Genomic DNA, 21,782 nt, shown 5'->3' with positions numbered 1-21,782 from the left:
TTCGCCAACACTAACCGGGCCGAAGTCTTATGGCAACGTGCGAAGCAAGTGACCCACTAAGCAGCTGGACTCGGTCTCTCTATAATTCGATATGATCCGCACCCCACTCGACGACGCAACCCGTGATGAACTCCACTCCTTGCGGCGGGATCCGCTCCCGCCCAAGGTCCGCGACCGCATCGAGATGGTGCTCCTCTCCGATGCCGGCTGGTCGGCCCCCAGGATCGGCTCACACCTGGGCTACTGCGGCCAGACCGTCCGCGATCTGCTCCGCGCCTTCCTCGCACGTGGTACCGATGCCCTTCGGCCCTTCCGCTCCGGGCCGCCTGCCGATGCCGCCCGCCTCGCCCAGGTCACCGACGAGTTGAAGCGACTGCTCGCCGAGGACCGCACATGGATCAGCCGCCAGCTCGCCGAGGCGCTGGCCGATCGCGGCATCGGGCTCGGGCCGCGGCAGGTCCGTCGATCCCTGAAGCGGATGCGGGCCGGCTACCGCCGCACGGCCTCGACGCTCGAGCACAAGCAGGACCCGGCCGAGACCGAGCGTGCCAGCAAGGTCCTGGCCAACCTGATGGCCAAGGCCTGGGCCGGCACCGTGGTGCTGTACTACCTCGACGAGTGCGGCTTCTCGCCCACGCTGCCGGTGGGCTACAGCTGGAGCTTGCCGGGGCGGAGGAAGGTCATCCGCTACGAGGCCCCGCAGGGCCGGAGGGTCAACGCCCTGGCGGCCTACCGGCCCTTCGGGAGATCGCCCCGGCTGGAGGTCTTCACGGCCGAGCGGACGTGGAACTCCCACGACCTGATCGGCTTCCTCAAGGCCCTGCCGTGGTCGAAGGCGCCTCGCATGGTGGTGCTGGACAACGCCGGTTTCCACACGAGCAAGGTGATCCGCGCAGCCCGCGAGGGGCTGGCCGACCGGAAGATTTTCCTCTACTTCCTGCCGCCGTACTCGCCGGAGCTGAACCGGATCGAGCCGGTCTTCAGGCAGATCAAATATCAGGAAATTCCACAGCGCAGTCATACGACGCGGAGCGGCTTGAGGGAGGCCGTCGAGGCGAGCTTCAATAACTACGCCCAGAGGCTACGCAAAAGAAGTCAAGAAGAACTACGTCCAGCTGCTTAGTACTACAGTTGCAACTAACCGATCAGCCCGGTAGTTTGGCCATGGAATCCCCGAGGAGGATCACCATGGCCAGCACCGATGCCGCCTTCAGCCCCGAGGACGTCCACGATTGGGGGCGGCAGATCGACGAGGTGGCCCGCCGGATCGGGGCGAGGTTTCCTCGAAGCGAGACCCGCGATCGCGTCCGGGCCTATCTCATCGGCCTGCTCGGGCCGGTCCAGCGGAAGAACGCCTGGCAGGTCGCCGAGCAGATCGGTGACGAGACGCCCTACGGCGTCCAGTACCTCATGGGCCGGGCCGACTGGGACCCCGACTCCGTCCGCGACGACCTGCGGGCCTACGTCGTCGAGACGCTCGGCGACCCCGACGCCGTGCTGATCCTCGACGAGACCGGGTTCCTCAAGAAGGGGACCAAGTCGGTGGGCGTGGCGAGGCAATACACCGGCACCGCGGGCCGGATCGAGAACGCCCAGGTCGGGGTCTTCCTCGCGTACGCCAGCCGGCATGGCGTCGCGTTCCTCGACCGCACGCTGTACCTGCCCGAGGAGTGGGCCGGCGACCCCGGGCGGTGCAAGGCGGCGGGTGTCCCGGAGAAGACCGCCTTCGCGACCAAGATCCGGCTGGCCAGGGCGATGCTCGAGCGGGCGTTCAAGGCCGGGGTGCCTGCGGCGTGGGTGACCGGCGACGAGGTCTACGGCGCGTGGGAGTTGCGGCGGTGGCTGGAAGAGCAGAAGCGGCCGTACGTGCTGGCGGTCCGGGCCAACCAGTATGTCTGGGCGGGGTCCGGGCAGGCCGCGGTCGCCACCCTGACCAGAGCGTTGCCGAAGCAGGCCTGGCACAAGATCACCATCGCGGCGGGCAGCAAGGGGCCGAGGCGGTACGCCTGGGCGTGGCTGGAGATCAACAGCGACCTGGGCCCGGCATGGAGGCGGTGGCTGCTGGTGCGCAAGAGTCTGGATGGCCGCGAGGAGTTGGCGTACTCCATCGCGGCCGGCCCGAGCCGCACGACGTTAACCCGGCTGGCCCAGACCGCCGGGGCTCGCTGGGCGGTGGAGGGCGGTTTCGAGGCGGCCAAGCAGGAGGCTGGACTGGCCGACTACGAGGTGCGGAGTTGGACCGGCTGGCATCGGCACATCACCCTGGCCCTGCTGGCCCATGCCGTCCTGGCCGCGATCCGGAGACTTGCCGGCGCACCGCCCAAAAAAAGTCGGCCGACGAGCCGGAGTTGATCGCCCTGACGGTGCCCGAGGCCCGTCGGCTCCTGGTCCGACTCCTGTGGGGACGCCTGCCGGAGGCCGTCGAGGTCCTGGATTGGTCGGTATGGCGGCGCGCCCACCAGGCGTTCGCGCGGCGTTGCCACTACAAGAAACGCGAGGCCGGGCCCCCGGGTTAGTTACAACTGTAGTATTAGGCCCTGTTGACGTTGTTGATGGATCTTAAGCGGATGAATCCGAGCACCAGATGGATCAGCCCGAGGAAGGTCTCTTTGAGCTTCTCATACCGGGTCGCCACCCGGCGGAACTCTTTCAGCTTGGCGAACAGCCGCTCGATCCGATTCCGCTCGCGGTAGGCCGCCCTGTCCAGCGGCGAGGGATTGACCGCGTTGGATTTGGGCGGCACCACGACCTCCACACCCAACGCAGCGCAGGCCTCCCGCTGCGGCTTCCCTCCGAAGGCCTTGTCCCCCACCTGTTGGTCGATGGGCCTGGCCTGCGCCTCGGACTCCTCGGCGGGTTTCAGCCGGGCCACGGCCTGATTCAGTAAGGGTTTCAGGTGCGGGGCGTCGTGCGACTGACCCGGGACGACCACGACGGCCAGGGCCGTGCTCTCGTCGCCGGCGATCGCGACGATCTGGCTGCTCAGGCTCCCCGGCTGCGGCCGAGGCCCTGGCGATGCGCCGACTCCTCGGAGCCCAGGCGTTTTTTTCCGAGGGGCCCCGGCGCCATGGCGATGGGTGCGGACGATCGTCGCGTCGATGAACACGCGGCGAACGCCCTCGAAGTGGGGGGCGTCGGTCATCGACTCGAAGAGCCGCCGCATGGCGCCCGAGGCGACCCATCGCCGGAAGCGATTGAGACGGCGTCCCAGGCGCCGAACTCCGCGGGCAGGTCACGCCAGGGGATGCCGGTGCGTCCCCAGTAGAGCAAGGCCTTGAAGAAGAGGCGATCGGGGATCACCGGAGACTGGCCCCCGCGATGCCGCTTGGCCCGGGCGACCAGCGGTTCCATGGCGTGCCACAACTCGTCGCTGATGAGGTAACGCTTGGTGCCCGTGGTATGGGAGGAGGTGGATGCGAGAAGGCGATACATAAACTATTTATACATCATATGTAGCAGCGTCAACAGAGCCTAGCTCATTGATCGCCCTCGTAGGTGATGGGACCGATGCGGACGGTCGTCGCGATGATCCCGGTCCACGCCCTGGCAGCCAAGGCCTCTCCAGGCGAGCCTGGACGGACCACGCTCTCCAACCCCGCGACCCGCGACGCGATCCCCGAATCGCCGTACTTGGTGCTCCGCCAAGGCGAGATTGAGGCGGTTGTGGTCGACCACCGGGTCATTGAAGACGGCGGTCTTCCATGGCATCGAGCCGGCTAAAGTGGTCTGGCCACCCTCTGGCACGACCAACGTCTTGAGAACCTCTTCGTCCCGGCCTTTGCCGGGCTGAACTTCGAGCACATCGACGAAGGAACGCGACAGCCTCGGGAAACCCTCTTCGACCACCGGAACGCGCCATGGAGTTGCGCCGGGGTGGCGCCCACACGGCCGACTTGTATCAACGGCCCACGCCGCATTGCGGCCTCGAAAGTTGCTACCGTTACAAGTCGCTCCCCAACGGGGCCATCGAGATGTCCTTGGAGTGCGTCCCGCATCGGCGGAGCTTCCGGAACGGCGATTTCGGCCTGTTCTGGGCTGGCTACATCGACTGACCCGAGTGGGGCGCCATCCAATTCCGGGGCCATCTCGAAGGAATCGACATGTCGTCGCGATGGATCAAGGAGGTCTTCCCCTCGCACTGGGTTCGGGCGACGCACCTCGCGCCAAACGGCCGGCGCGATTTCCCGCTCGACGAGGGCTTCCCTCTTGTTCTGGTCTTCAACGGCTCGGGCCTCCGCCAGGACGAGCTCTGGGATTGCGGGGTCAGCCACGGCATGGCCTACGCTCAAGTCTTCCGGTGCGGCAACCGGGTCCGTCTGGCTCAGTCGCTTTCGGGCATCGGCCGAGGAAACCCAGCCTGGGATTTCCAGAGTTCATTCCGAACTACGAGGTCGACCGCCGAGACACGCTGGTTGTGCGGGCGCTGTACTTTCCGTACAAGTCGGCTGGGCAGGTCCGCGAGGTAGTCGGGTCACACCGCGTGTCGCTCGAACGCAACGTTTGAGATGACAAGACGAAATGATATCGGTCACAATTGGTCTATACGGAGACAAAAGATGAATCGTCGCGTCTTTCTCGCTGGGACGTCAGCGGCGGCGACCCTGGCGACTTCCGTTGCGGCGGGTGTCCCGCTCCGAGACCGCAAGAAAGTGCTGATCCCGCAATGGGCACCGGAGCGGATCGATGACCTGAAGGCGGTCGTGCCGGAGGTCGAGCTAGTCGTCGCGAAGGACTCGCTGGATCAGATCCGCGACGTCGACGCCGCGTTCGGCTTCATCGACGCGGCACACATCCGCGCGGGGACGAAACTTCGGTGGGTCCAGCAGGGCAGTGCGGGGGTCGAAGGGGTGGTCACCATCCCCGAACTGGTCGAGCGCGACATCGTCCTCACGAACATGCAGCGCACCTTCGCGCCGGAGATCGCCGACCAGGCCATCGCCTACCTGCTCGCGTTCACACGCGGCCTGACGCACTTCATCCGGAAGCCTCCCGAAGATGCCTGGAAACTCCCTCCGGAGATCGTCTTCGAGGAACTCCAGGGGAAGACGCTGTTGGTCATCGCGCTGGGCGGTATCGGCAGCGAGATCGCTCGCAGGGCCTTCGGCTTCGGCATGCGGGTGCTGGCCACCGATCCGAAGGTGATCGAGAAGCCGCTCTTCGTCGAAGAGCTGCACCGGCCTGACGCCTTCCACCGCCTCCTCCCGAGGGCCGACGTCGTCGCCAGCGCCGTACCGCTCACGCCGCTATCGAGGGGGATGATCGGCGCGAAGGAGTTCGGGATGATGAAGCGCGGGACGATCTTGATCAACGTGTCACGTGGCGCGGTGGTCGACACCGCAGCCCTGGTCGGTGCGCTGGACCGGGGCCAGGTCGCCGCGGCGGGTCTGGACGTGACCGAGCCGGAGCCGCTTCCGGCAGGGCACCCGCTCTGGACGCGAAACGTGATCATCACCCCGCATACGGCCGGCCAGTCGCCCGGCGGGCAGCGGCGCTCGCACGAGCTCTTCCGCGAGAACCTGCGGAGGTTCGCCGCGGGAGAGATGCTGCTGAACGTGGTGGACAAGAAGGCCGGGTACTGAAGCCGAAACAACCCCGGAGGGCGTGCGATGCGATCCAGCAAGGCGTTTCTTTTCTCGGTCGTCGGCCTATTGGCGGCGACTCCCGATTGCCAGGGCCAGGCTGTCGTACCCCCAGGGCCCGAGCTCCCGAAAGTGGTGCTCATCGGCGACTCGATCCGGTTGGGCTACGCGCCCAAGGTTGCTGAGCGGCTTTCGGGCAAGGCGGTCGTCGTAAGCCCGCCGGAGAACGGCGGCGACAGCGCGAACGTGCTCGAGCATCTCGACGATTGGGTTCTCAAACAAAAGCCCGATGTCGTGCACCTGAACTGCGGCCTGCATGACCTCAAACGGGCCAAGAAGGACGGACGTCATCAGGTCGAGTTGGATCGGTACGCGGAGAACCTCCGCCGAATTGTCGCCCGCGTCCGCGAGGAGACCGACGCCGCATTGGTATTCGCCGACACGACCCCGATCCTGGATGTCCGGCACGCGAACCGAGGTGCGGACTTCGACCGGACCGAGGCTGATGTGCGGCAGTACAACGCCTCTGCCATCGCGGTCATGGGCGAGTTCGGCGTGCCCGTACACGACCTGCATTGGGTGATCGAGCAAGGAGGAACGGAGACGCTCCTTGGGCCCGATGGGACCCACTACACGGCCGCCGGTTCGGACCGGCTGGCCGAGGCAGTCGCAGACTGCGTGCTCCGTCAGTTGACGGTCCGCCGCTACCGGCCCTTGCCTCGGCCGGCTTCTGGCCCCCAGGCCGCCGAGGAGTACGGCAAAGCCACCGCCCGGCGCGACGCGATTGTCCCCGAAGCCTACCGGCGTCTCAAGTTCGGTGAGTTCCGAATTCCCGGGAACTCCGTCACCTGGGACGAGCAGAGGCCGGCGGTCCTCCGAGCCGTGCTCGATTCGCTCGGCGAGTTGCCTCCGCGGCCCTCGCCGCCCGTGGTGAGGACCATCTCACGGGAGCTGCGGCCGGGTTACACGCTCGATAAGGTCGCGATCTCCAACGGCGTGGACGGCGAAGTGTCCGCGTTGATGCTGGTCCCGTCCGTTCGGAAGGGGCCGGTGCCGGCCGTCTTATGGCTCCACTCCTCGACGCCCGACAAGACGCAGGTGATCATCCCCGGGACCAACGGCGGCGCGGAGCCGCTCGGGGAGGTCCTCGTACGCGCGGGTTACGCCGTGCTCTCACCCGACTCGTACTGGCACGGCGACCGGGCCGGCTCCGGGCCATCGGGCACTGCGGAGTCGGGGCGAACCGAGCAGGAGGATCTGTTCAAGGTCAACCTATGGCTCGGCCGCACCCTGTGGGGCATGTTCGTGCGAGACGATCAAGTGGCGCTCGACTACCTCTGCAGCCGCCCTGAGGTGGACGCGAACCGCATCGGCGCCACCGGCATGAGCATGGGCAGCACCCGGGCCTGGTGGCTCGCGGCGGTCGACGACCGGGTCAAGACCGTCGCGGCCGTGGCTTGCCTGACTCGCTATCAGAACCTGATCGCGCACGGCGAGCTCCGCGCTCACGGCGTCTACTACTTCGTCAATGGTCTACTGAAACACTTCGACACAGAGGGCGTGCTCGCGCTAATCGCGCCCAGGCCGTTCCTGGCGCTGACCGGGGAGTTGGACGCTGGCTCGCCCGCCGACGGGGTCCGTGCCCTCGAGCGTGCCGTGGGGGGCACGTACCAGGCACTGGGAGCAAACGACCGCTTTCGGAGTGTCCTCTACCCGGAGGTTGGCCACGCCTACACGCCTGAGATGCGGTCCGAGATGCTCGCGTGGTTCGCACGATGGCTGCGGCCGGAGTCCGTCACTCCCGGGGCCCCTCGATGACCCGCGTCGCACCGGGAGCTGGCGACCCGAGCACGGTTAACGCGACCTTGGCCGCCCCCACTCGTCGAGTAAACCGATCAATGCGAGGCGTCTCCGGGCAGACTCCCGAGCGACCCTAGCAATTCGGGGGGAAGCACCCCGGTTCCCGCGATCCTTCGGGGACGCCCTTCACGGTCGGCGGCCGTGGTGTCCGGGTCGATGCCGGCAGGTGGAACGCGGTTGCGAGGACGTCTTTCGGGGAGACGGCCGTCTCAATGACATCGCCGCATAGCACGTCCGTCGCCCCGACGACGTTTCCCCGCTCCAAGCCGCCGGAATAGACCGGCAATAAGTTCAGGTCAGCGGTCTGCCCGAACCCGAACGCCCCAAGACCGCCGATGTGGAAAAGGGCGCGGCGCGTCAGCCCGTGACACAGCCGCCTGGGATTTCCGAGGAGTTTCAACCTGGTGTCGGCACCCGATCACAGGCACGGCCGCGGAAGAGATTCGAAACCACCGCTCAGACGGAATAACCCCCGGGGTAGAAAGCGGCGGCTTCATGTTGCCGCCGCTCCCCACGGCCGATAGGCTAAGTGCTGGGAAGTTGTTGGAAGATAGTTTGACAACCGGAGTGTAGGGCGTCGGGGCCCGTCGACTTCCTCGCCAGGTGAATAGGCACGTCCGCAGCCCGCTCCAGTCTCCCTGGCCCGAGCCGCGTCACAAAATTTGCAGGAGTCGTCCGATGCTTCGAGTGACGGGGCGGCCGGGGGTGCTGTGCGACGGGGTTCCGCGTCGGGAGTTAATGAGGGTTGGAGCACTCTCGCTGCTCGGGGGGTTGACGCTCCCCCGCTGGGTGGAGGCCTCAGGAAGGACCGCCGGCGGTGTGCGTGGGCCGACCCGATCCGTGATCATGTTTAACTTGCTCGGTGGGCCATCTCACATCGACATGTTCGACCTCAAGCCTGATGCCCCCGACGGCATCCGGGGCGAGTTCCAACCGATTGCTACGTCCTTGCCCGGTCTCCAGATCTGCGAGCACCTTCCGAGAATGGCACGGTGGATGCACCGGGCCACCTTGATTCGTTCATTTAGCCATACGTTTAACTCGCACGACCCGCTGCCGTTCATGACGGGTTATACCGACAACCGGCCGCTGGAGCAGGCGTCGCCCACCGATCCGCCCGACATCGGCGCCATCTGCCAGTATCTCGGGCTTGGACCGGACGACCTCCCGGGCGCGGTCTGCATGCCGTGCTTCCCGGGATCTGGGGAGAAAGGTTGGCGTCGCAGGGGGCCTTACGGCGGGTTTCTTGGGAGACGATACGACCCTCTCTTCACGAAGTGCAAACCGAGTTTCGCGCGTGAGCCGAAGGTCAACTATTACGACCCCGTCCTTCCTGTCGGTGAGCCCTTTCTCCCCGGGGCGGAGTCGCTCGACGAATTGCCGGGCCTCCGCCTCAGCCAGCGCCGCTCGCTGCTCGACCAGCTCGATGCGCTCGCGACTCGGGCAGACCGCTCGCGCGACGTGGCGACGATGGGCGACACCATGAGCCGCGCGTTCGCCATGATGACTTCGGGCCGGACGCGCGCGGCATTCGACCTCACCGGCGAGCCGACCAAGGTCCGCGAGGCGTATGGGAAGAGCCTGACGGGCTCATGCCTCCTCACGGCCCGCCGCCTCGTGGAGGCCGGGGTGCCGTTCGTCAGCGTCCATCAGGAGATCTTCGATCACTACGGACACTCCTACGACATGCACGAGAACAATTTCGCCATGTTGAAGGATTCCAACCTTCCGTTGCTCGACGAGGTCGTCCCCGCGCTCCTCGAGGATCTCGACGTCCGAGGGCTGCTGGAGTCGACCCTCGTCGTCGTGATGGGCGAGATGGGTCGGTCCCCCCGGGTGAACGGCAAGGCCGGCCGAGACCACTGGCCGCAGTGCGGTTTCTCACTCCTCTTCGGGGGCGGCGTCAACCAGGGTTTGGTCCACGGGTCCAGCGATCGGATCGGGGCCTATCCGTCCAGCCATCCGGTCTCGCCCCCCGACCTGGTGGCGACGTTTTATCAACTCATGGGGATCGACCCGGCCATGACGGTCCTGGACCGTACCGGCCGGCCGGTGACGATCGCCCACGGCGGCACGCCCGTGCATGCAGTGATCGCCTCTTGAATTCCGACTAACGAACCCGGCGCGTCCGGCGGGGGAAACGATGCCCAGAGAGAGCCGACGCGCCTTAATCCAACGTGCCGGGGGGCTCCTCGCCGCGTACCCGCTCGGACGCCTTGCGCGGGGCGATCAAGACGACGAACGCCCGAGGCCGCCACGAATCAAGATCGACCAGATCGGCGTGGGCCATGCGCACGCGAGTAAGCTGTCCGTCTACCGTCGGTCCGTCGATTACGAGGTCGTCGGACTGGTCGAGCCGGACGACCGACTGCGTCGGGAGGCGACGTCGAAGGAGCCCTACCGGGGGCTCCCCTGGATGACCCGCGAGCAACTCTTCAACGTCCAGGGCCTCCAGGCCGTGCTCGTCGAGACCTGGGTGCGTGACCTGCTCGACGCGGCCGAGGCCGGCGTAGCGGCGGGGTTTCACGTCCACCTCGACAAGCCGGCAGGCGAGTCGCTTCCCCAGTACAGTCGCATCCTGGAGGCCGCCTCGAGGAAGAAACTCTGGGTCCAGATGGGGTACATGTACCGCTACAACCCTGCCGTGGTTCTCCTCCGCGATCTCCTCAAACAAGGGTGGCTGGGCGACGTGTTCGAGGTGCACTCGGTCATGAGCAAAGTGGTCGCTCCACCGGAGCGACGAGCCCTGGCGAAATATCGTGGCGGGATCATGTTCGAACTTGGATGTCATGTGATCGATCTGGTCGTAGGTGTGCTGGGGGCTCCGACGAAGGTCACACCATACTCCCGGCATTCCTCGAATCTCGAGGATTCGCTCGCGGACAATATGCTCGCCGTGTTCGAGTACCCCGGCGCGACTGCCACGGTGAAATCCAGCGCCCTGGAAGTCGATGGGTCCGAGCGACGGCACCTGGTGGTCTGCGGCACCGAGGGGACCTTCCACATCCAGCCGCTCGACAACCCCTCGGCCCGAGTCGCCTTCTCGGCCGCTCACGGCGCCTACAGGAAGGGCTACCAAGACGTGTCGTTCCCGAAGTACACCCGCTACGTCGACGACGCCGCCGACATGGCCCGCGTGATCCGAGGCGAGAAGGCCACCGACTTCACCCCGCAGCACGACCTCGCCGTGCAAACATCGGTGCTCCAGGCCAGCCGTATGCCCACCGACCTCTGAGCGAGACCGTTGCCAGACACCCCAACGGCCGCTATCGTCGTGAACACCTCGCTTGTTTAGCAATCGTTGCGCAGGCGTCTTGAATCGCAAGGTGATACGCGTGGATAGTCCTCACGTGGGTGCGGACTTTGCCAAAGGACGCCTTGCCACCACGGAGAGACGGATGAATCCCGATCCCACGCGTCGCGTGTTCATCCAGCGGACTGCGAAGACCGCGGCCATGCTCTCGGCCGCTTCGACGATGGGGGCAGTCCACGGGCTCGCCGCCGACAAGCCGGCAACGATCCGCCTGGGTCTCATCGGATGCGGCGGGATCATGGGACATCACATCAAGGGGCTAGTGGGCCGTCGCGAGGCGGTCGCCATCGCCTGGCTCTGCGACGTTGACCCCGCCCAGATCGACAAGGCGGCGAGGCTCATCGACGGATTCCAGTCGGCCCCGCCCAAGCGGACGTCCCGGTTCGAGGACGTCCTCGACGACAAGGACGTCGACGCCTGCGTCATCGCCACGCCGCACCACTGGCACGCGCCAATCGCGCTCCTGGCGATGAAGCAAGGCAAGGACCTCTACATCGAGAAACCGATCTCTCACGTCTACGACGAGGGGCCGAAGATCATCGCGGCCGCGACAAAGTACGGCCGCGTCGTGCAGCAGGGGAGCCAGATGAGGAGCAGCCCCGTCACGGAGAAAGCCGGGCGGCTGTTGAAGGACGGGATCATCGGTGAGGTCAAGATTGCACGAGCCTGGACGGCCGAGCCACGGTCGGTCCTGAAGCCGGTGTCCGACGGGATCCCTCCGGTCGGTGTCGACTACGATCGTTGGCTTGGCCCTGCGCCGAAACAGGCGTTCAACCCCCACCGCTTCCATGGCACCTGGCGGATCTTCCGCGACTACGGCAACGGGGAGATCGGTGACGACGGGATTCACGACATCGACATGGCTGTATGGGGACTGGGGGTCGAGACTCTCCCGAAGCAGATAACCGCGCGGGGCGGGCGGATGGTCCTCCACGGGCACGACGGCGACTACCCGGACAATCTGAACGTTACCTACGAGTATCCCGATGGCCGGCTGCTGATCTACGAGAACTACCCTTTTGCCCCTTACGGCCTCCACGGGTTCGACGACGGCAACGTATTCTACGGCACCAAGGGGTATATGGAGTTCTCTCGCCGCGGTGCCTTCCGCGTGTTCCTCGGCCCCGAGTCCAAACCCGGCCCGACCGAGGGGGAGGCGATCCACGGCCAGACCGGATATGCCGAACACATGGCGAATTTCCTCGACGCCGTCCGGAACCGTACCCCCACCCGCGCCTCGCCCGAGGTCGCGCACCTGAGCTGCGCCCTGGTTCACCTGGGGGAAATCGCCTATCGCACGCGCGGCCGGCTCGATTTCGACCCCGAGACCGGCCGCTTCGCCGACTGCGAGGAAGCGAACCTCCTTCTTGACAAGTCCTACCGTGGGCCCTATGAGCTTCCCGACGTCTCCTGATTCGGGTGCGTGCCGAACTCTTGGAGGGGTTTAGATGAACAGATTGCATCACGGCTCGTACCCGATCGTGACCCGGCGAACGGCCGTCCAGGCGGGCGCATTGGGTCTGCTCGGTCTAGGGATGAATCACCTGGAGGCGCTGCGAGCTGCGACATCCCCGGCGAACCCGACAGGTGGGACGGCGCGATCGTGCATCTACATTTTCCTTTCCGGCGGCCTATCCCAGCACGAGAGCTTCGACCTCAAGCCCGACGCCCCCGAAGGGATTCGCGGCGAGTTTCGCCCGATCGCCACCCAGAATCCTGGGCTCGAGATCTGTGAGCACCTCCCCGGCCTGGCCCGACGCAGTCGCCACTGGGCCGTGGTCCGATCGCTGACGCATCCCACGAATGACCACACCCTCGGGCATTACCCCATGCTCACGGGGCAGAGCAAGGCCGATCCCGGCTTTCGCGGCGACCGCCAGCCCCGCCCGACCGACTGGCCCTCGATTGCCTCGATCGTCGGCGACGCCGTCGCCCCTCGAAACCACAACCTGCCCCCGGCGATCGTGCTGCCCGAACGACTGGTCCACTGGTCCGGGGGCGCGATTCCAGGCGCGTACGGCGGACAGATGGGCCCTCGCCGTGATCCGTTCTTCATCGAAGCGTCCCCCTATGGGAATCCATTCTGGCGAGGGGCCTATCCCGAATACACTTTCCCTAATCAGTCGAAGAAGCCCCCGGTGAGCTCGGACGATCGTGTCTATCAGGCCCCGAACTTGACGCTCTCATCCGGGATGACCATGCGCCGGCTCAACCACCGTACCGAGATGTTGCGCGAACTCGACCGTCAGCGCGGCGCCCTGGAGGCCACGGCGACCGCCGCACGCTTCGACCGCCACCGCGAGTCGGCCATCTCGCTCCTTTCCTCGCCCGAAGTCCGGCAGGCCTTCGACGTGACAAGGGCCGACGACAGGACCCAGGAGCGCTACGGGCGCAACAGCTTCGGCTGGTCGCTGCTCATGGCCTTGCGACTTGTTGAGGCCGGGGTCTCCCTCGTTCAGGTCAACCTCGGGAACAACGAGACCTGGGACACACACGGCGACATCTTCCCTCGGATGAAGGACAAGCTCCTTCCCCCCACTGACCGGGCCGTAAGCGCACTCCTCGACGACTTGGAGTCCCGCGGCCTGCTCGACTCCACCCTGATCCTCATGGCGAGCGAGTTTGGCCGAACGCCCAAGCTCTCGACGCTCCCCGACTCGTACCCGGGACCCGGTCGCGACCATTGGGGAGCGGTCCAGAGCGTCTGGTTCGCGGGCGGGGGCGTCCGCGGAGGCACCGTCGTCGGCTCGTCCGACAAGGTCGGCGCCTGTCCCGCCGCGAATCCGCAGACACCCGAAAACCTGGCGGCCACCGTCTACAAGGCGCTGGGGATCCCGGACACCGCTGCCTGGCAAGATGAGGTCGACCGCCCACATCAGATCTATCAAGGATTACCGATTCCCGGATTGACCTGAGTGGCGGCGAGCGTGACCTCATGGCCTTTGTCCCCGACACTCCGTCCCGATCCGCGAGGGTAGCCCGAGGAACAGCGTGCTGCTTTCACTTCGCCACGGCGGCATATCACCGGACGTGCCCGATCGGCAGCGGCAGGCGGCCGCCGGGCTCCTGGCGACTCTGCACCTTCACTCCTTACCGTGAAGAAGGGGGCTCGGAGCGGCGGACGAGGTCGCCTTCCGGGCCAGGTCAAGCGCATTGATCGCAGAGAGGCAGCTACCCGCCTGGGGTGGCCTTCGCGTTGCTCAGGCCAGCGCCTCCTTGCAGTATTGGACGCATTTCGCCACCTCGGCGATGGCGCTCGAACCATCTGGGATCTTGTATTCGACCTCGATATCTGCCGGGAAGGTCCACTTCTCCTTCTTCATAAGCTGCAAGACTTCCGAAATCGGCGTCCCACCCGTGCCCCAGGGGACGTTTCCGCCATCGGCGGTCCTGTCCTTCAGGTGTAAGCTGACGATCCGATCGTGATACTTTTCTAGCACGGTTAACGGTGACTTACCCTTGGTGCCTGCGTAGTAGTGCCCAATGTCGAGGTTGAAGCCGATGTATGGGCTGAACTTCAGGATCGGGTCGGCCTTGTCCATCGCCGGGAAGTTGTCGGTATGGTTGTGGAAGGCGACCCAGACCTTATGCTTGTCGGCGAAAGGGGCGAGCCGCCTGGCCATCGCCTCGGACCGTTCCAGGGTGATGCCGATGCAGCCCAGGGCCTTGGCCACCTGGAAGTTGAAGTCGATCGCCTCGTCCGACTGGCCAAAGGGGGTCTTGTGGATGTGGATGTTGACACCCGCGTCGTTGAACATCTTGCGCATATCGGCGCACTTGCCCAGCTGGGACTGGCGTTGATCGTCGGTCGGCGGAGGAGGCTGCTGCCCGCGTCCACCGCCGGGGATCCCGGCATAGGACCGGATCGGCCCATCCATCATCTCGACCTCGCTGAGCCCGTTCTCGATGAGTGCCTTGAGAGTATCCTCGGCCGAATTGATCTCGCCGCGATAGCTGTAGGTGATGCACCCGATCCGCACGCCGCTAAAGACGGAGTCGGGCTTGGCCGCGTCGGCTCCCCGCGCCCCCTGCAACCTCATTGAACATGTGGCGAGGGCCGCCGCCCCACCTAGGAACGATCGCCGGGTGACCGGATTGTCAATCATGGTACGCGCGTTCATGGCCATTCCTTCGATGAGCAGCGGGCGGTGGCGACCGACACATGGAATTGTCAGAACCGAAGCCCATGCCAGGACTCGGCGCCGGCGAGGCAGTCATCACCCCGTAGGTTGCCGTCAAGATCCAGGCCGCCGGGCGAACTGCCGAACTGCGCTCTTACGTCGCGAGAAAGTGGGGATCTTAACCGGCGCGCCGGCCGACCGGAAGGATGAGGATCAGCCATCGGCTGGGCGGTGTGTTTGGCTGGCAATCGCAAGCCGAAGGCGGGCTGTCGAATTGATCTGAGGCGGAGGAGTCGGATTCTTTGCTATGGTATAAGGTCGCTGAAGGGCCTCACCGCCGACTTGGACCCCGGCCAATCGGCGTAAGGTCCTCTGATGCTTCTCCGTGAGCATATTTCTGTCGAGGGGCTGATCCTCGCGATCACCTTCGATCGAAACAATGAGTGGAATTTGATTTATGAGTTCGATGCCATCTCGGAACGTGGCGACGGAACTGGCGTCGCTCGATTCGAAGGTCAATGCCCTGCTGCCACCGCGGTATCTGCACTGCTACGGCTCGGTGTCCCCGACCTCGATGGGCTCGGCCGGGCTCATCTACAGCCCGGACGGGAGGGTCGCCTGGGACCAGATTTGGTCAACGTTTTGCGACCTGGCCCTGGCCGGTGGGCCGCCTCACCGGGGCAAGCTCCTGGAGCCGGTGTCCGAGGTTGAAGTACTGGCCGAGCCGGGGCGCCACAAGGATGTAGTCTCGGAGATCGATCGCGCCATTGGGTTGACGACCGGGATGCCGGTGGTCACCGGTTATGCCCCGGGCTGGGTCGGTGTGCTCTGCCAGTCCCTGGAAGAGGCCGCCTGGCTCCAATTCGCCGTCACCGCCGAGAACGTGTCTGCTCGACGCCGACATTCCGTCCTTCAACTCCCGGCAGGCCCAGCGTTCCGGGTCGAGAAGGAGATTAAGAACGTGGTTGTGGCGCTGGCCAAGGCCTACCACTATTGGGATGGCCACCTGACCGACGCCCAGCAATCCCTGGCCGGAGAGGGGGGCCGAGAGCCGGCGACCCCGACTGAGGCGTCCGCGACCCCGTCCGAGTACGAAGAGGCGGTGCGTGAGGTGGAGCACGGATTACGCGCGGCAAGGTTGCAGGTGTCGCCACGCCGCTATATTGGCTGGGTCGGGGTCGAGACGGCGGATGAGGAGGAAGCCGTGTGGCTGCTCCGAGCAGTCCTAGTCGAGCAAGTGCTGGCCCGAAGAGAAGAAAGAACACTCTACCTTCCGGTGGGTGCGACTCCGAGTTCAAACCATTCGATCCGCGTCGATCAGGTGTTCATCAAAGCCTGGCAATTATGGAATGCATCGTCGCCGCGTCGCGCCAATTGGTGAAAGACCGGTCGTCCCGACCAACCGCATCTTGACGAGTAACGCAGAGCCTCGTCCTTGCGGATCACCGCATCGACCCGAACACGGCCGATCTCGCGGCTGAGCTGGTCAGGATTTGAACGGGCTGACAGTAAGGCGGCCGACCTCAATTCGCCTGTTCTGTCGGCGCTCCTCGCTTCCCGAGAGCGGGCTTGAAATATTCCCATTAGGGGATGCAATCCCCGCATGGCACAATCGCCCACGACCTAAGTGGTTCATCCGGCAAGTGTCCCGACAGAGAATGGGGTGAACTCCGCAGGAGATTCCTCATGACTGCCAAGGCTCAGTTGCGTGATTTGACCGACGAGGAACTCGGGGAAATCCACCGGCTCGCGCGATCCCGCACCGACGAGGCCCGCCTGGCCCAGCGGGCTCAGGTCATCGAGGGTCTGGCCGCCGGAGAACACCCCGGCCGAATCGCGGAGCAGGTTGGCCTCAGTCGCAATCAGAACTACCTCTGGCTGCATCGCTTCAACGACCGAGGGCTCGAGGGCCTCGGCGATCTGCCCCGCACGGGGCGGCCACCGACCCACACCTCCGATCAGATTGCCGAGGTCGTGGCGGCGGCACTCTCCGACCCGCAGGGGCTGGACCTGCACTTCGGCTGCTGGACGCTCGACCGCTTGGAAGTCTACCTCGACGAGCGGAAGGGCATCCCGATCAACCGGAGTCGGATCGATGAACTCCTCGCGGCCGAGGGGCTGCGATGGCGCAAGCAGGAGACCTGGTTCGGCGAGCGGGTGGACCCCGAATTCGCCGAAAAAAGCGACTGTGTTCCGCGTCAAGTCCCGAAGGCCCGTTTTGATCGCGAGATCGTGAACTGACCTTCATCGGGCCAGGGCCATCTCCGGCTCCCAGGGGCGACCGGTCCGGACCACCGCATTGGCGATCACCAGCAGCTTGCGGGCAACCGCCGTCAGGATCACCTTCGCCTTCTTCCCCCGCGCCCCCAGGCGTTCCTTGAAGGCCTTCATCGCGGGGTTGTATCGCACCGCCGACAGGGCCGCCAGGTAGAGCACCCGGCGGACCACCGCCCGGCCGCCGCGGACGTGCCGGCTGCCGTGGCGCGTGCCGCTGTCGTCGGCGAACGGCGCCAGCCCGACCAGGGCCGACAGCTTGCCGCCGTCAAGTGTCCCCCGCTCCGGCAGGGCGGCCAGTAGCGTCAGGCTGGTGACCGGGCCCAGCCCGGGGATGCTCCGCAGCAGCTCGTCGCGTTCCTTCCACGCCGGGCTCGCCTTGACCGCCTCGGCCAGCAGGCGGTCGGCGTCGGCGGCCTCGGCTCCCAGCCAGGCGATGTGCCGCTCCAGGCCGGCCCTCACCGTCGGGTCGGGGCAGGAGCCCAGGCGGTTGGACTCCATCAGCCTCATGCCCAGCAGCTGCTGGCGGCGCGACAGCAGGGCGTCCAGGGCCCGGACCTCGGCCGAGGGGAGCGGCCTGGCCTCGGGGCGGATCGCCTCGGCGAAGTGGGCCAGGGCCTGGGCGTCGATCCGGTCGGTCTTGGCCAGGCGGCCGGAGGCCTTGGCGAAGTCGCGGGCCTGCCGCGGGTTGATCGCGGCGACCGGGATGCCGGCGACCTGCAGGGCGGCGACCAGAGGCAGCTCCAGGCCGCCGGTGGCCTCGACGACGACCAGGGCCGGGGCCGGGGGCAAGAGGCGGGCGACCACCGCGGCGATGCCGGCCGGGTCGTTGGGGTCGCGGTCGGGCTTCGATCCGGGCCGGGTGGCGGTGTCGAGATAGGACTTGGAGACGTCGATGCCGGCGTAGGGCGTAGACCGGGGCGTTGGTATCCATGGGATGCGACTCGATGGGGTTGTCCCGGCGTGTCCCGTCCTTGCCGATGCGGCCTCGCGGGCCAGGCGACTGTTCGGGATGAGGTCGGGGAGGCGATGGGGCCGGCGCCCCGCGCTTTTTTACGGCCTCACCGGGCGGGCCAAAGGGGCGACGGCCTACCACCCCCATCTCCATGCTATGGCCGCTCGGGAAGCGGCAGGGGAAACATACAAGGGGGCCATCGACCGACTCTACAGCGAGCCTCCGGCGGATTCGGCGGTCGCCAGCCTCGACGAGATGGGCCCGAGAGCGCCAAAAGCTTCCCGGGTCGGAACCTCCTGCGAACCAAGCCCGCGACGACACCCGAGGGCAGCCGCCAGCCCGCCGGACGCGCCCGGCAGGAGGCCGACTACGGCCGCCGCGGCAAGGGTTACATCTTCGGCGCTTTCCGCCCCGCCACCGGCGAAGCCTTCACCCGCCCCTACGACAGCCGCTCGACCCGCAACTAGAGCGGTTTCTCTTTGACTGAGCCGGTTGTCCCTTGCTATCCCTTCCTGGATGGAGGGCACGGGGATGAAGGCGTATTCGACCGACCTGCGCGCGCGGGTCCTCGCCGCCTGCGATGGGCGCGACGGCACCCGCGAGCAGGTCGCCGCGCGGTTCTCCGTCAGCGTCACCTGGATCGGCAAGCTGGTGCGGCAGCGGCGCGACACCGGCTCGATCGCCCCCCGGCCGCACGGCGGCGGGCGGGCCCCGGCCTTCGACGGCGAGGCCGCGGGGCGACTCCGCGAGGCGGTCCGGGCCGACGACGACGCCACGCTCGCGCCGTTGGCCGAGGCCGCCGGCGTGGGCTGCTGCCCGTCGGCCGTGCACCGGGCGCCGAGGCGACTGGGCATCACGCGCCAAAAAAGTCGCGGCGGGCGGCCGAGCGGGATCGCCCCGAGTTGAAGGCGCACCGGCAGGCCTGGCGCGAGGAGTTCGCCGCGGTCGACCCGGGGCGGCTGGTCTTCCTCGACGAGAGCGGCGCCAGCACGGCGATGGACCGTACCCACGGCCGGGCCCCCAGCGGGGTCCGCGTCGACGGCCCGGTGCCGCACGGCCACTGGAAGGTCACGACGCTGACCGCCGCGGTTCGCCTCGACGGCGTGCCGGCGGCGGCCTGCCTGGCCTTCGACGGGGCGACCAACGCCGCCTGCTTCGAGGCCGACATCGGCCGGTGCCTGGCCCCGACGCTCCGTCCGGGCGACGTCGTGATCATCGACAACTTGCCGTGCCACAAGACGGCCGAGGTCGGCCGGTTGATCGCGGCGGCCGGGGCCGAGGTGCGGTACCTGCCGCCGTACAGTCCGGACCTCAACCCGATCGAGTCGATGTTCTCCAAGCTGAAGCCGCACCTGAGGTCGGCCAAGGCGCGGACGGTCGAGGCGCGGATCGGTGCGATGGGCGACGGCCTGAGGGCCGTCGAGCCGGGCGACCTCCGCGGCTGGTTCGGCCACTGCGGATACCGGAGCGGGGTAGAGGCGTCAACCGACACGCTCAAAGGAAAACCGGGCTAGTCGAGTTTCTCGGCCAGGTCGAGGCGTGGGTCCCACCGGACGTCGAACGGGTCTACGCCATCCTCGACAACCTGAGTGCTCACCGCGCCACCAACGTGCTGCTGTTCAACCTGGCCCATCCCCGCTGGGAGTTCGTCTTCCAGCCCGTGTACGCAGCGGACCTGAACCTGATCGAGCCATGTTGGAAGGCGCTGCGAAGCCTGGCGTTGAAAGGATGCCGGTTCGAGACCTGGGAGGAGATCTGCCAGTCGATCGAGCGACGCTGTACTGGAACGCGCACCGGCACCCATTCGGCTGGGGCCATCGTCGTCGCCATCAACCGCGCCGAAATCCGGGGATCGCGGCCGTGCCGGGTGTCGGGACACTTGCCGGATGAACCACTAAGTGGTCGGAGACTTCGCTGGGGTGAGATAGGTGCGTGATCATAGCCTAAACTACGTTCAGGATTCGACTTCAGCTCATATCACCCTCTACTGGCGAAGGTCTCGTTGTCCGTCACCTCCGATTTCGAAGAGGCAAAGAAACTCTCGATCCGCATCATATCTGGCAAATTGTCTACGGCTTGTGGACACCCGACCCTGCTCGATGGACACCCTGGTCACGATTCTCGGTGAGACTCGGGTCATGGGGCTGACGCTCGGGCGACAGCCCCATGACCCGACGGGGCGTCCCGTCGGGGGCCGCCTATCGCACAGACCGGTTCAAGACTTGATCTCGAAGATCGCCTCGACCTCGACTGCCGCGCCGGTCGGGAGCTGCGCAAAGCCGAGTGCGCTTCGGGCGTGGTACCCGTCGCCGTCCTTTCCGAAGATTTCGTGCATTAGGTCGCTGCACCCGTTGATCACCAAGTGCTGCTCGACGAATTCCTGAGTCGAATTCACGCAGCCCAAGAGTTTCAACAACTTTAGACCGTCGATCGTACCGTGGGCATTCCAGACTGAATTGAGGATCTTGACGGCACAATCGCGGGCTGCCACTTTCCCCTCCTCGACCGTCAGCCCCGCGCCGAGTTTCCCCTTGATGTCGCTGACGTGCCCTGAGGTGATGAGCAGATCGCCCGTGCGAACGACAAGAGCCAGATAGCCCGGCTCTTGCTTTGCGAAGGTGATCCCCAATGATTTGGCCTTTGTCTGCGGCGTCATGTTCATATTCCCGATCGGATGGTGTCGCGATAGCATCGGCTGTCGCGTGAGTGTGTGGGGTCGCTTCGATTCACTTCGCCTGGCGCCGTCGCCAGGCCAGCCCGGGCGTCTCGACGCGGAATGTGACGAGTCGGGTGTGCTCGACCTCGGTGACGTAGATCGTCTTGCCATCGGGACCGCCGAAGCAGAGGTTGGTGGGGCTCTTGCCCAAGACATCGACCTCGTGTAAGACCTGACCACCGGGTGTCATGATGACGACGGTCCCCTTGCCATGGCGGGTGATGTAGAGGTTGCCGTCCTCGTCGCAGCGCATCCCGTCGAAGCCGTAATCGGGGAATTGCTTGATGAGTTGCTTCTGACCCAGCGTCCCGTCGACCCTTATGGGGAACTTCCAGATATTCCGCTGGACTGACTCGTTGACGTAAAGCCACTTGCCATCGGGGCTGATCTCGATGCCATTGGTCGTGCCCATGTCGGCTGCAACCCGCTCGACCTTTCCCGACGTCGAGATCTTCCATACCTGCCCTCCGCCACCGGGCCAGTCTGGGTCGCTGGCATACAACGTGTCGTCGGGCGCGATGGCCAGGTCGTTGGGCTGGTGCATCTCCGCATGCGCGAAGACCTCAATGGACCTAGTCTTCGGGTCGATCCGCAGGACATTGTGCCCCACGTAATCGGCTACGAACATCCGCTCGCGCGAGTCGAAGACGATCCCATTGCCGACGCTCTTGCCGGGGAGGGAGACGAAAACCTCGCCTCGTCCGTCGGGCCTGACCTTGGCAATGGTCTGTTCCACGCCAAAGTTGACGACGTAAATGTTCCCCTCGCGGTCGCAACTCGGCCCCTCGATCCCCTTGGTGAACTCGCCCGTACGGGTCAATGGGCGGGCAACGTAGGGCGTGTCCTCCGCGGCACCCGCCCCTATCATTGCCATCACTCCGAGAATCCCGCCAATTCGAGCGTACATCGATTCGCCTTCTGCCGAACGACTCGCGAAATGAAAAGGCCGACACGGTGTCGAGGC

At 66.0% G+C, this 21,782-nt stretch carries 23 protein-coding genes; 17 read left to right on the top strand and 6 right to left on the bottom strand.

Translation table 11 applies throughout. The annotated features are described in order from the left end of the window. Window positions 1-91 precede the first annotated feature (91 nt). The 3 genes from EP7_RS09415 (at window position 92) to EP7_RS09405 (ending at window position 2,516) form a co-directional block, all read left to right on the top strand. A complete protein-coding gene (locus tag EP7_RS09415) occupies window positions 92-1,123 on the top strand; it encodes an IS630 family transposase (RefSeq protein ID WP_463527602.1) in 1,032 nt (343 codons plus the stop codon). 65 nt (window positions 1,124-1,188) lie between these two features. Continuing rightward, a complete protein-coding gene (locus tag EP7_RS09410) occupies window positions 1,189-2,352 on the top strand; it encodes an IS701 family transposase (protein WP_463524442.1) in 1,164 nt (387 codons plus the stop codon). Further along, window positions 2,349-2,516: a hypothetical protein gene (locus tag EP7_RS09405; RefSeq protein WP_463524443.1), complete on the top strand. Its 168-nt coding sequence runs from the start codon at window positions 2,349-2,351 to the stop codon at window positions 2,514-2,516. The genes EP7_RS09410 and EP7_RS09405 overlap by 4 nt, the downstream gene beginning before the upstream one ends. A gap of 14 nt (window positions 2,517-2,530) precedes the next feature. Here EP7_RS09405 and EP7_RS09400 read toward each other — a convergent pair whose 3' ends face one another. Continuing rightward, complete coding sequence (locus EP7_RS09400; RefSeq protein WP_463527601.1) at window positions 2,531-3,142, bottom strand: IS5 family transposase; 612 nt, start codon at window positions 3,140-3,142, stop codon at window positions 2,531-2,533. Then, on the bottom strand, window positions 3,139-3,432 hold the full coding sequence (locus EP7_RS09395) for a transposase (RefSeq protein WP_463527600.1): 294 nt from the start codon (window positions 3,430-3,432) through the stop codon (window positions 3,139-3,141). Before EP7_RS09395 ends, EP7_RS09400 begins: the two co-directional genes overlap by 4 nt. Window positions 3,433-3,507: 75 nt before the next feature. Here EP7_RS09395 and EP7_RS09390 point away from each other — a divergent pair, with 75 nt between their 5' ends. The 9 genes from EP7_RS09390 (at window position 3,508) to EP7_RS09350 (ending at window position 13,667) form a co-directional block, all read left to right on the top strand. Then, complete coding sequence (locus EP7_RS09390) at window positions 3,508-3,720, top strand: hypothetical protein (RefSeq protein ID WP_463527598.1); 213 nt, start codon at window positions 3,508-3,510, stop codon at window positions 3,718-3,720. A 137-nt stretch (window positions 3,721-3,857) separates the two neighbouring features. Continuing rightward, window positions 3,858-4,052 (top strand): hypothetical protein, encoded by a 195-nt coding sequence (locus EP7_RS09385; protein WP_463527597.1) that lies wholly within the window; start codon window positions 3,858-3,860, stop codon window positions 4,050-4,052. Between the two features lie 48 nt (window positions 4,053-4,100). After that, entirely contained in the window at window positions 4,101-4,466 is a 366-nt protein-coding gene (locus EP7_RS09380) for a hypothetical protein (protein ID WP_463527596.1), read from the top strand. 90 nt (window positions 4,467-4,556) lie between these two features. Beyond that, window positions 4,557-5,579, top strand: coding sequence for a D-2-hydroxyacid dehydrogenase (locus EP7_RS09375; RefSeq protein WP_463527595.1), 1,023 nt, complete (start codon window positions 4,557-4,559; stop codon window positions 5,577-5,579). 27 nt (window positions 5,580-5,606) lie between these two features. Next, a complete protein-coding gene (locus tag EP7_RS09370; RefSeq protein WP_463527594.1) occupies window positions 5,607-7,397 on the top strand; it encodes a GDSL-type esterase/lipase family protein in 1,791 nt (596 codons plus the stop codon). Between the two features lie 888 nt (window positions 7,398-8,285). After that, the gene (locus EP7_RS09365) at window positions 8,286-9,542 is read left to right on the top strand and encodes a DUF1501 domain-containing protein (protein WP_463527593.1); all 1,257 of its coding nucleotides are present in this window, start codon (window positions 8,286-8,288) and stop codon (window positions 9,540-9,542) included. A 178-nt stretch (window positions 9,543-9,720) separates the two neighbouring features. Further along, complete coding sequence (locus EP7_RS09360; RefSeq protein ID WP_463527592.1) at window positions 9,721-10,674, top strand: Gfo/Idh/MocA family protein; 954 nt, start codon at window positions 9,721-9,723, stop codon at window positions 10,672-10,674. Window positions 10,675-10,837: 163 nt separating this feature from the next. Beyond that, a complete protein-coding gene (locus EP7_RS09355; protein ID WP_463527591.1) occupies window positions 10,838-12,166 on the top strand; it encodes a Gfo/Idh/MocA family protein in 1,329 nt (442 codons plus the stop codon). A 34-nt stretch (window positions 12,167-12,200) separates the two neighbouring features. Continuing rightward, the gene (locus EP7_RS09350) at window positions 12,201-13,667 is read left to right on the top strand and encodes a DUF1501 domain-containing protein (RefSeq protein ID WP_463527590.1); all 1,467 of its coding nucleotides are present in this window, start codon (window positions 12,201-12,203) and stop codon (window positions 13,665-13,667) included. 285 nt (window positions 13,668-13,952) lie between these two features. On the opposite strand, the gene EP7_RS09345 is transcribed toward EP7_RS09350, so the two are convergent. After that, window positions 13,953-14,873, bottom strand: a complete 921-nt coding sequence (locus EP7_RS09345) for a sugar phosphate isomerase/epimerase family protein (RefSeq protein ID WP_463527589.1) — start codon at window positions 14,871-14,873, stop codon at window positions 13,953-13,955. Between the two features lie 481 nt (window positions 14,874-15,354). On the opposite strand from EP7_RS09345, the gene EP7_RS09340 reads away from it, so the two are divergent. Further along, window positions 15,355-16,254, top strand: a complete 900-nt coding sequence (locus EP7_RS09340; protein ID WP_463527588.1) for a hypothetical protein — start codon at window positions 15,355-15,357, stop codon at window positions 16,252-16,254. A 305-nt stretch (window positions 16,255-16,559) separates the two neighbouring features. Then, window positions 16,560-17,114, top strand: a complete 555-nt coding sequence (locus tag EP7_RS09335; protein WP_463527587.1) for a helix-turn-helix domain-containing protein — start codon at window positions 16,560-16,562, stop codon at window positions 17,112-17,114. Between the two features lie 3 nt (window positions 17,115-17,117). On the opposite strand, the gene EP7_RS09330 is transcribed toward EP7_RS09335, so the two are convergent. Further along, window positions 17,118-18,077, bottom strand: coding sequence for an IS110 family RNA-guided transposase (locus tag EP7_RS09330; protein WP_463528391.1), 960 nt, complete (start codon window positions 18,075-18,077; stop codon window positions 17,118-17,120). 556 nt (window positions 18,078-18,633) lie between these two features. On the opposite strand from EP7_RS09330, the gene EP7_RS09325 reads away from it, so the two are divergent. The 3 genes from EP7_RS09325 to EP7_RS09315 are packed head-to-tail and all read left to right on the top strand — an operon-like array spanning window position 18,634 to window position 20,038. Beyond that, window positions 18,634-19,008, top strand: coding sequence for a transposase (locus EP7_RS09325; RefSeq protein ID WP_463527586.1), 375 nt, complete (start codon window positions 18,634-18,636; stop codon window positions 19,006-19,008). Beyond that, a complete protein-coding gene (locus EP7_RS09320; RefSeq protein WP_463527585.1) occupies window positions 19,005-19,616 on the top strand; it encodes an IS630 family transposase in 612 nt (203 codons plus the stop codon). Before EP7_RS09325 ends, EP7_RS09320 begins: the two co-directional genes overlap by 4 nt. Next, window positions 19,544-20,038, top strand: coding sequence for a transposase (locus EP7_RS09315; RefSeq protein ID WP_463528390.1), 495 nt, complete (start codon window positions 19,544-19,546; stop codon window positions 20,036-20,038). The genes EP7_RS09320 and EP7_RS09315 overlap by 73 nt, the downstream gene beginning before the upstream one ends. A 279-nt stretch (window positions 20,039-20,317) precedes the next feature. Here the strand turns inward: EP7_RS09315 and EP7_RS09310 are convergent, their stop codons facing one another. Then, window positions 20,318-20,758, bottom strand: coding sequence for a RidA family protein (locus EP7_RS09310; RefSeq protein ID WP_463527584.1), 441 nt, complete (start codon window positions 20,756-20,758; stop codon window positions 20,318-20,320). Window positions 20,759-20,828: 70 nt separating this feature from the next. Next, window positions 20,829-21,692 carry an SMP-30/gluconolactonase/LRE family protein gene (locus tag EP7_RS09305; protein ID WP_463527583.1) on the bottom strand — a complete coding sequence of 288 codons (864 nt, stop codon included), beginning with the start codon at window positions 21,690-21,692 and terminating at the stop codon, window positions 20,829-20,831. Window positions 21,693-21,782 lie beyond the last annotated feature (90 nt).

Source organism: Isosphaeraceae bacterium EP7, from assembly GCA_038400315.1.
Classification (GTDB): domain Bacteria; phylum Planctomycetota; class Planctomycetia; order Isosphaerales; family Isosphaeraceae; genus EP7.
Note: the sequence above shows the minus strand (reverse complement) of the source record. Positions and strands in the feature narration are given on the sequence as shown.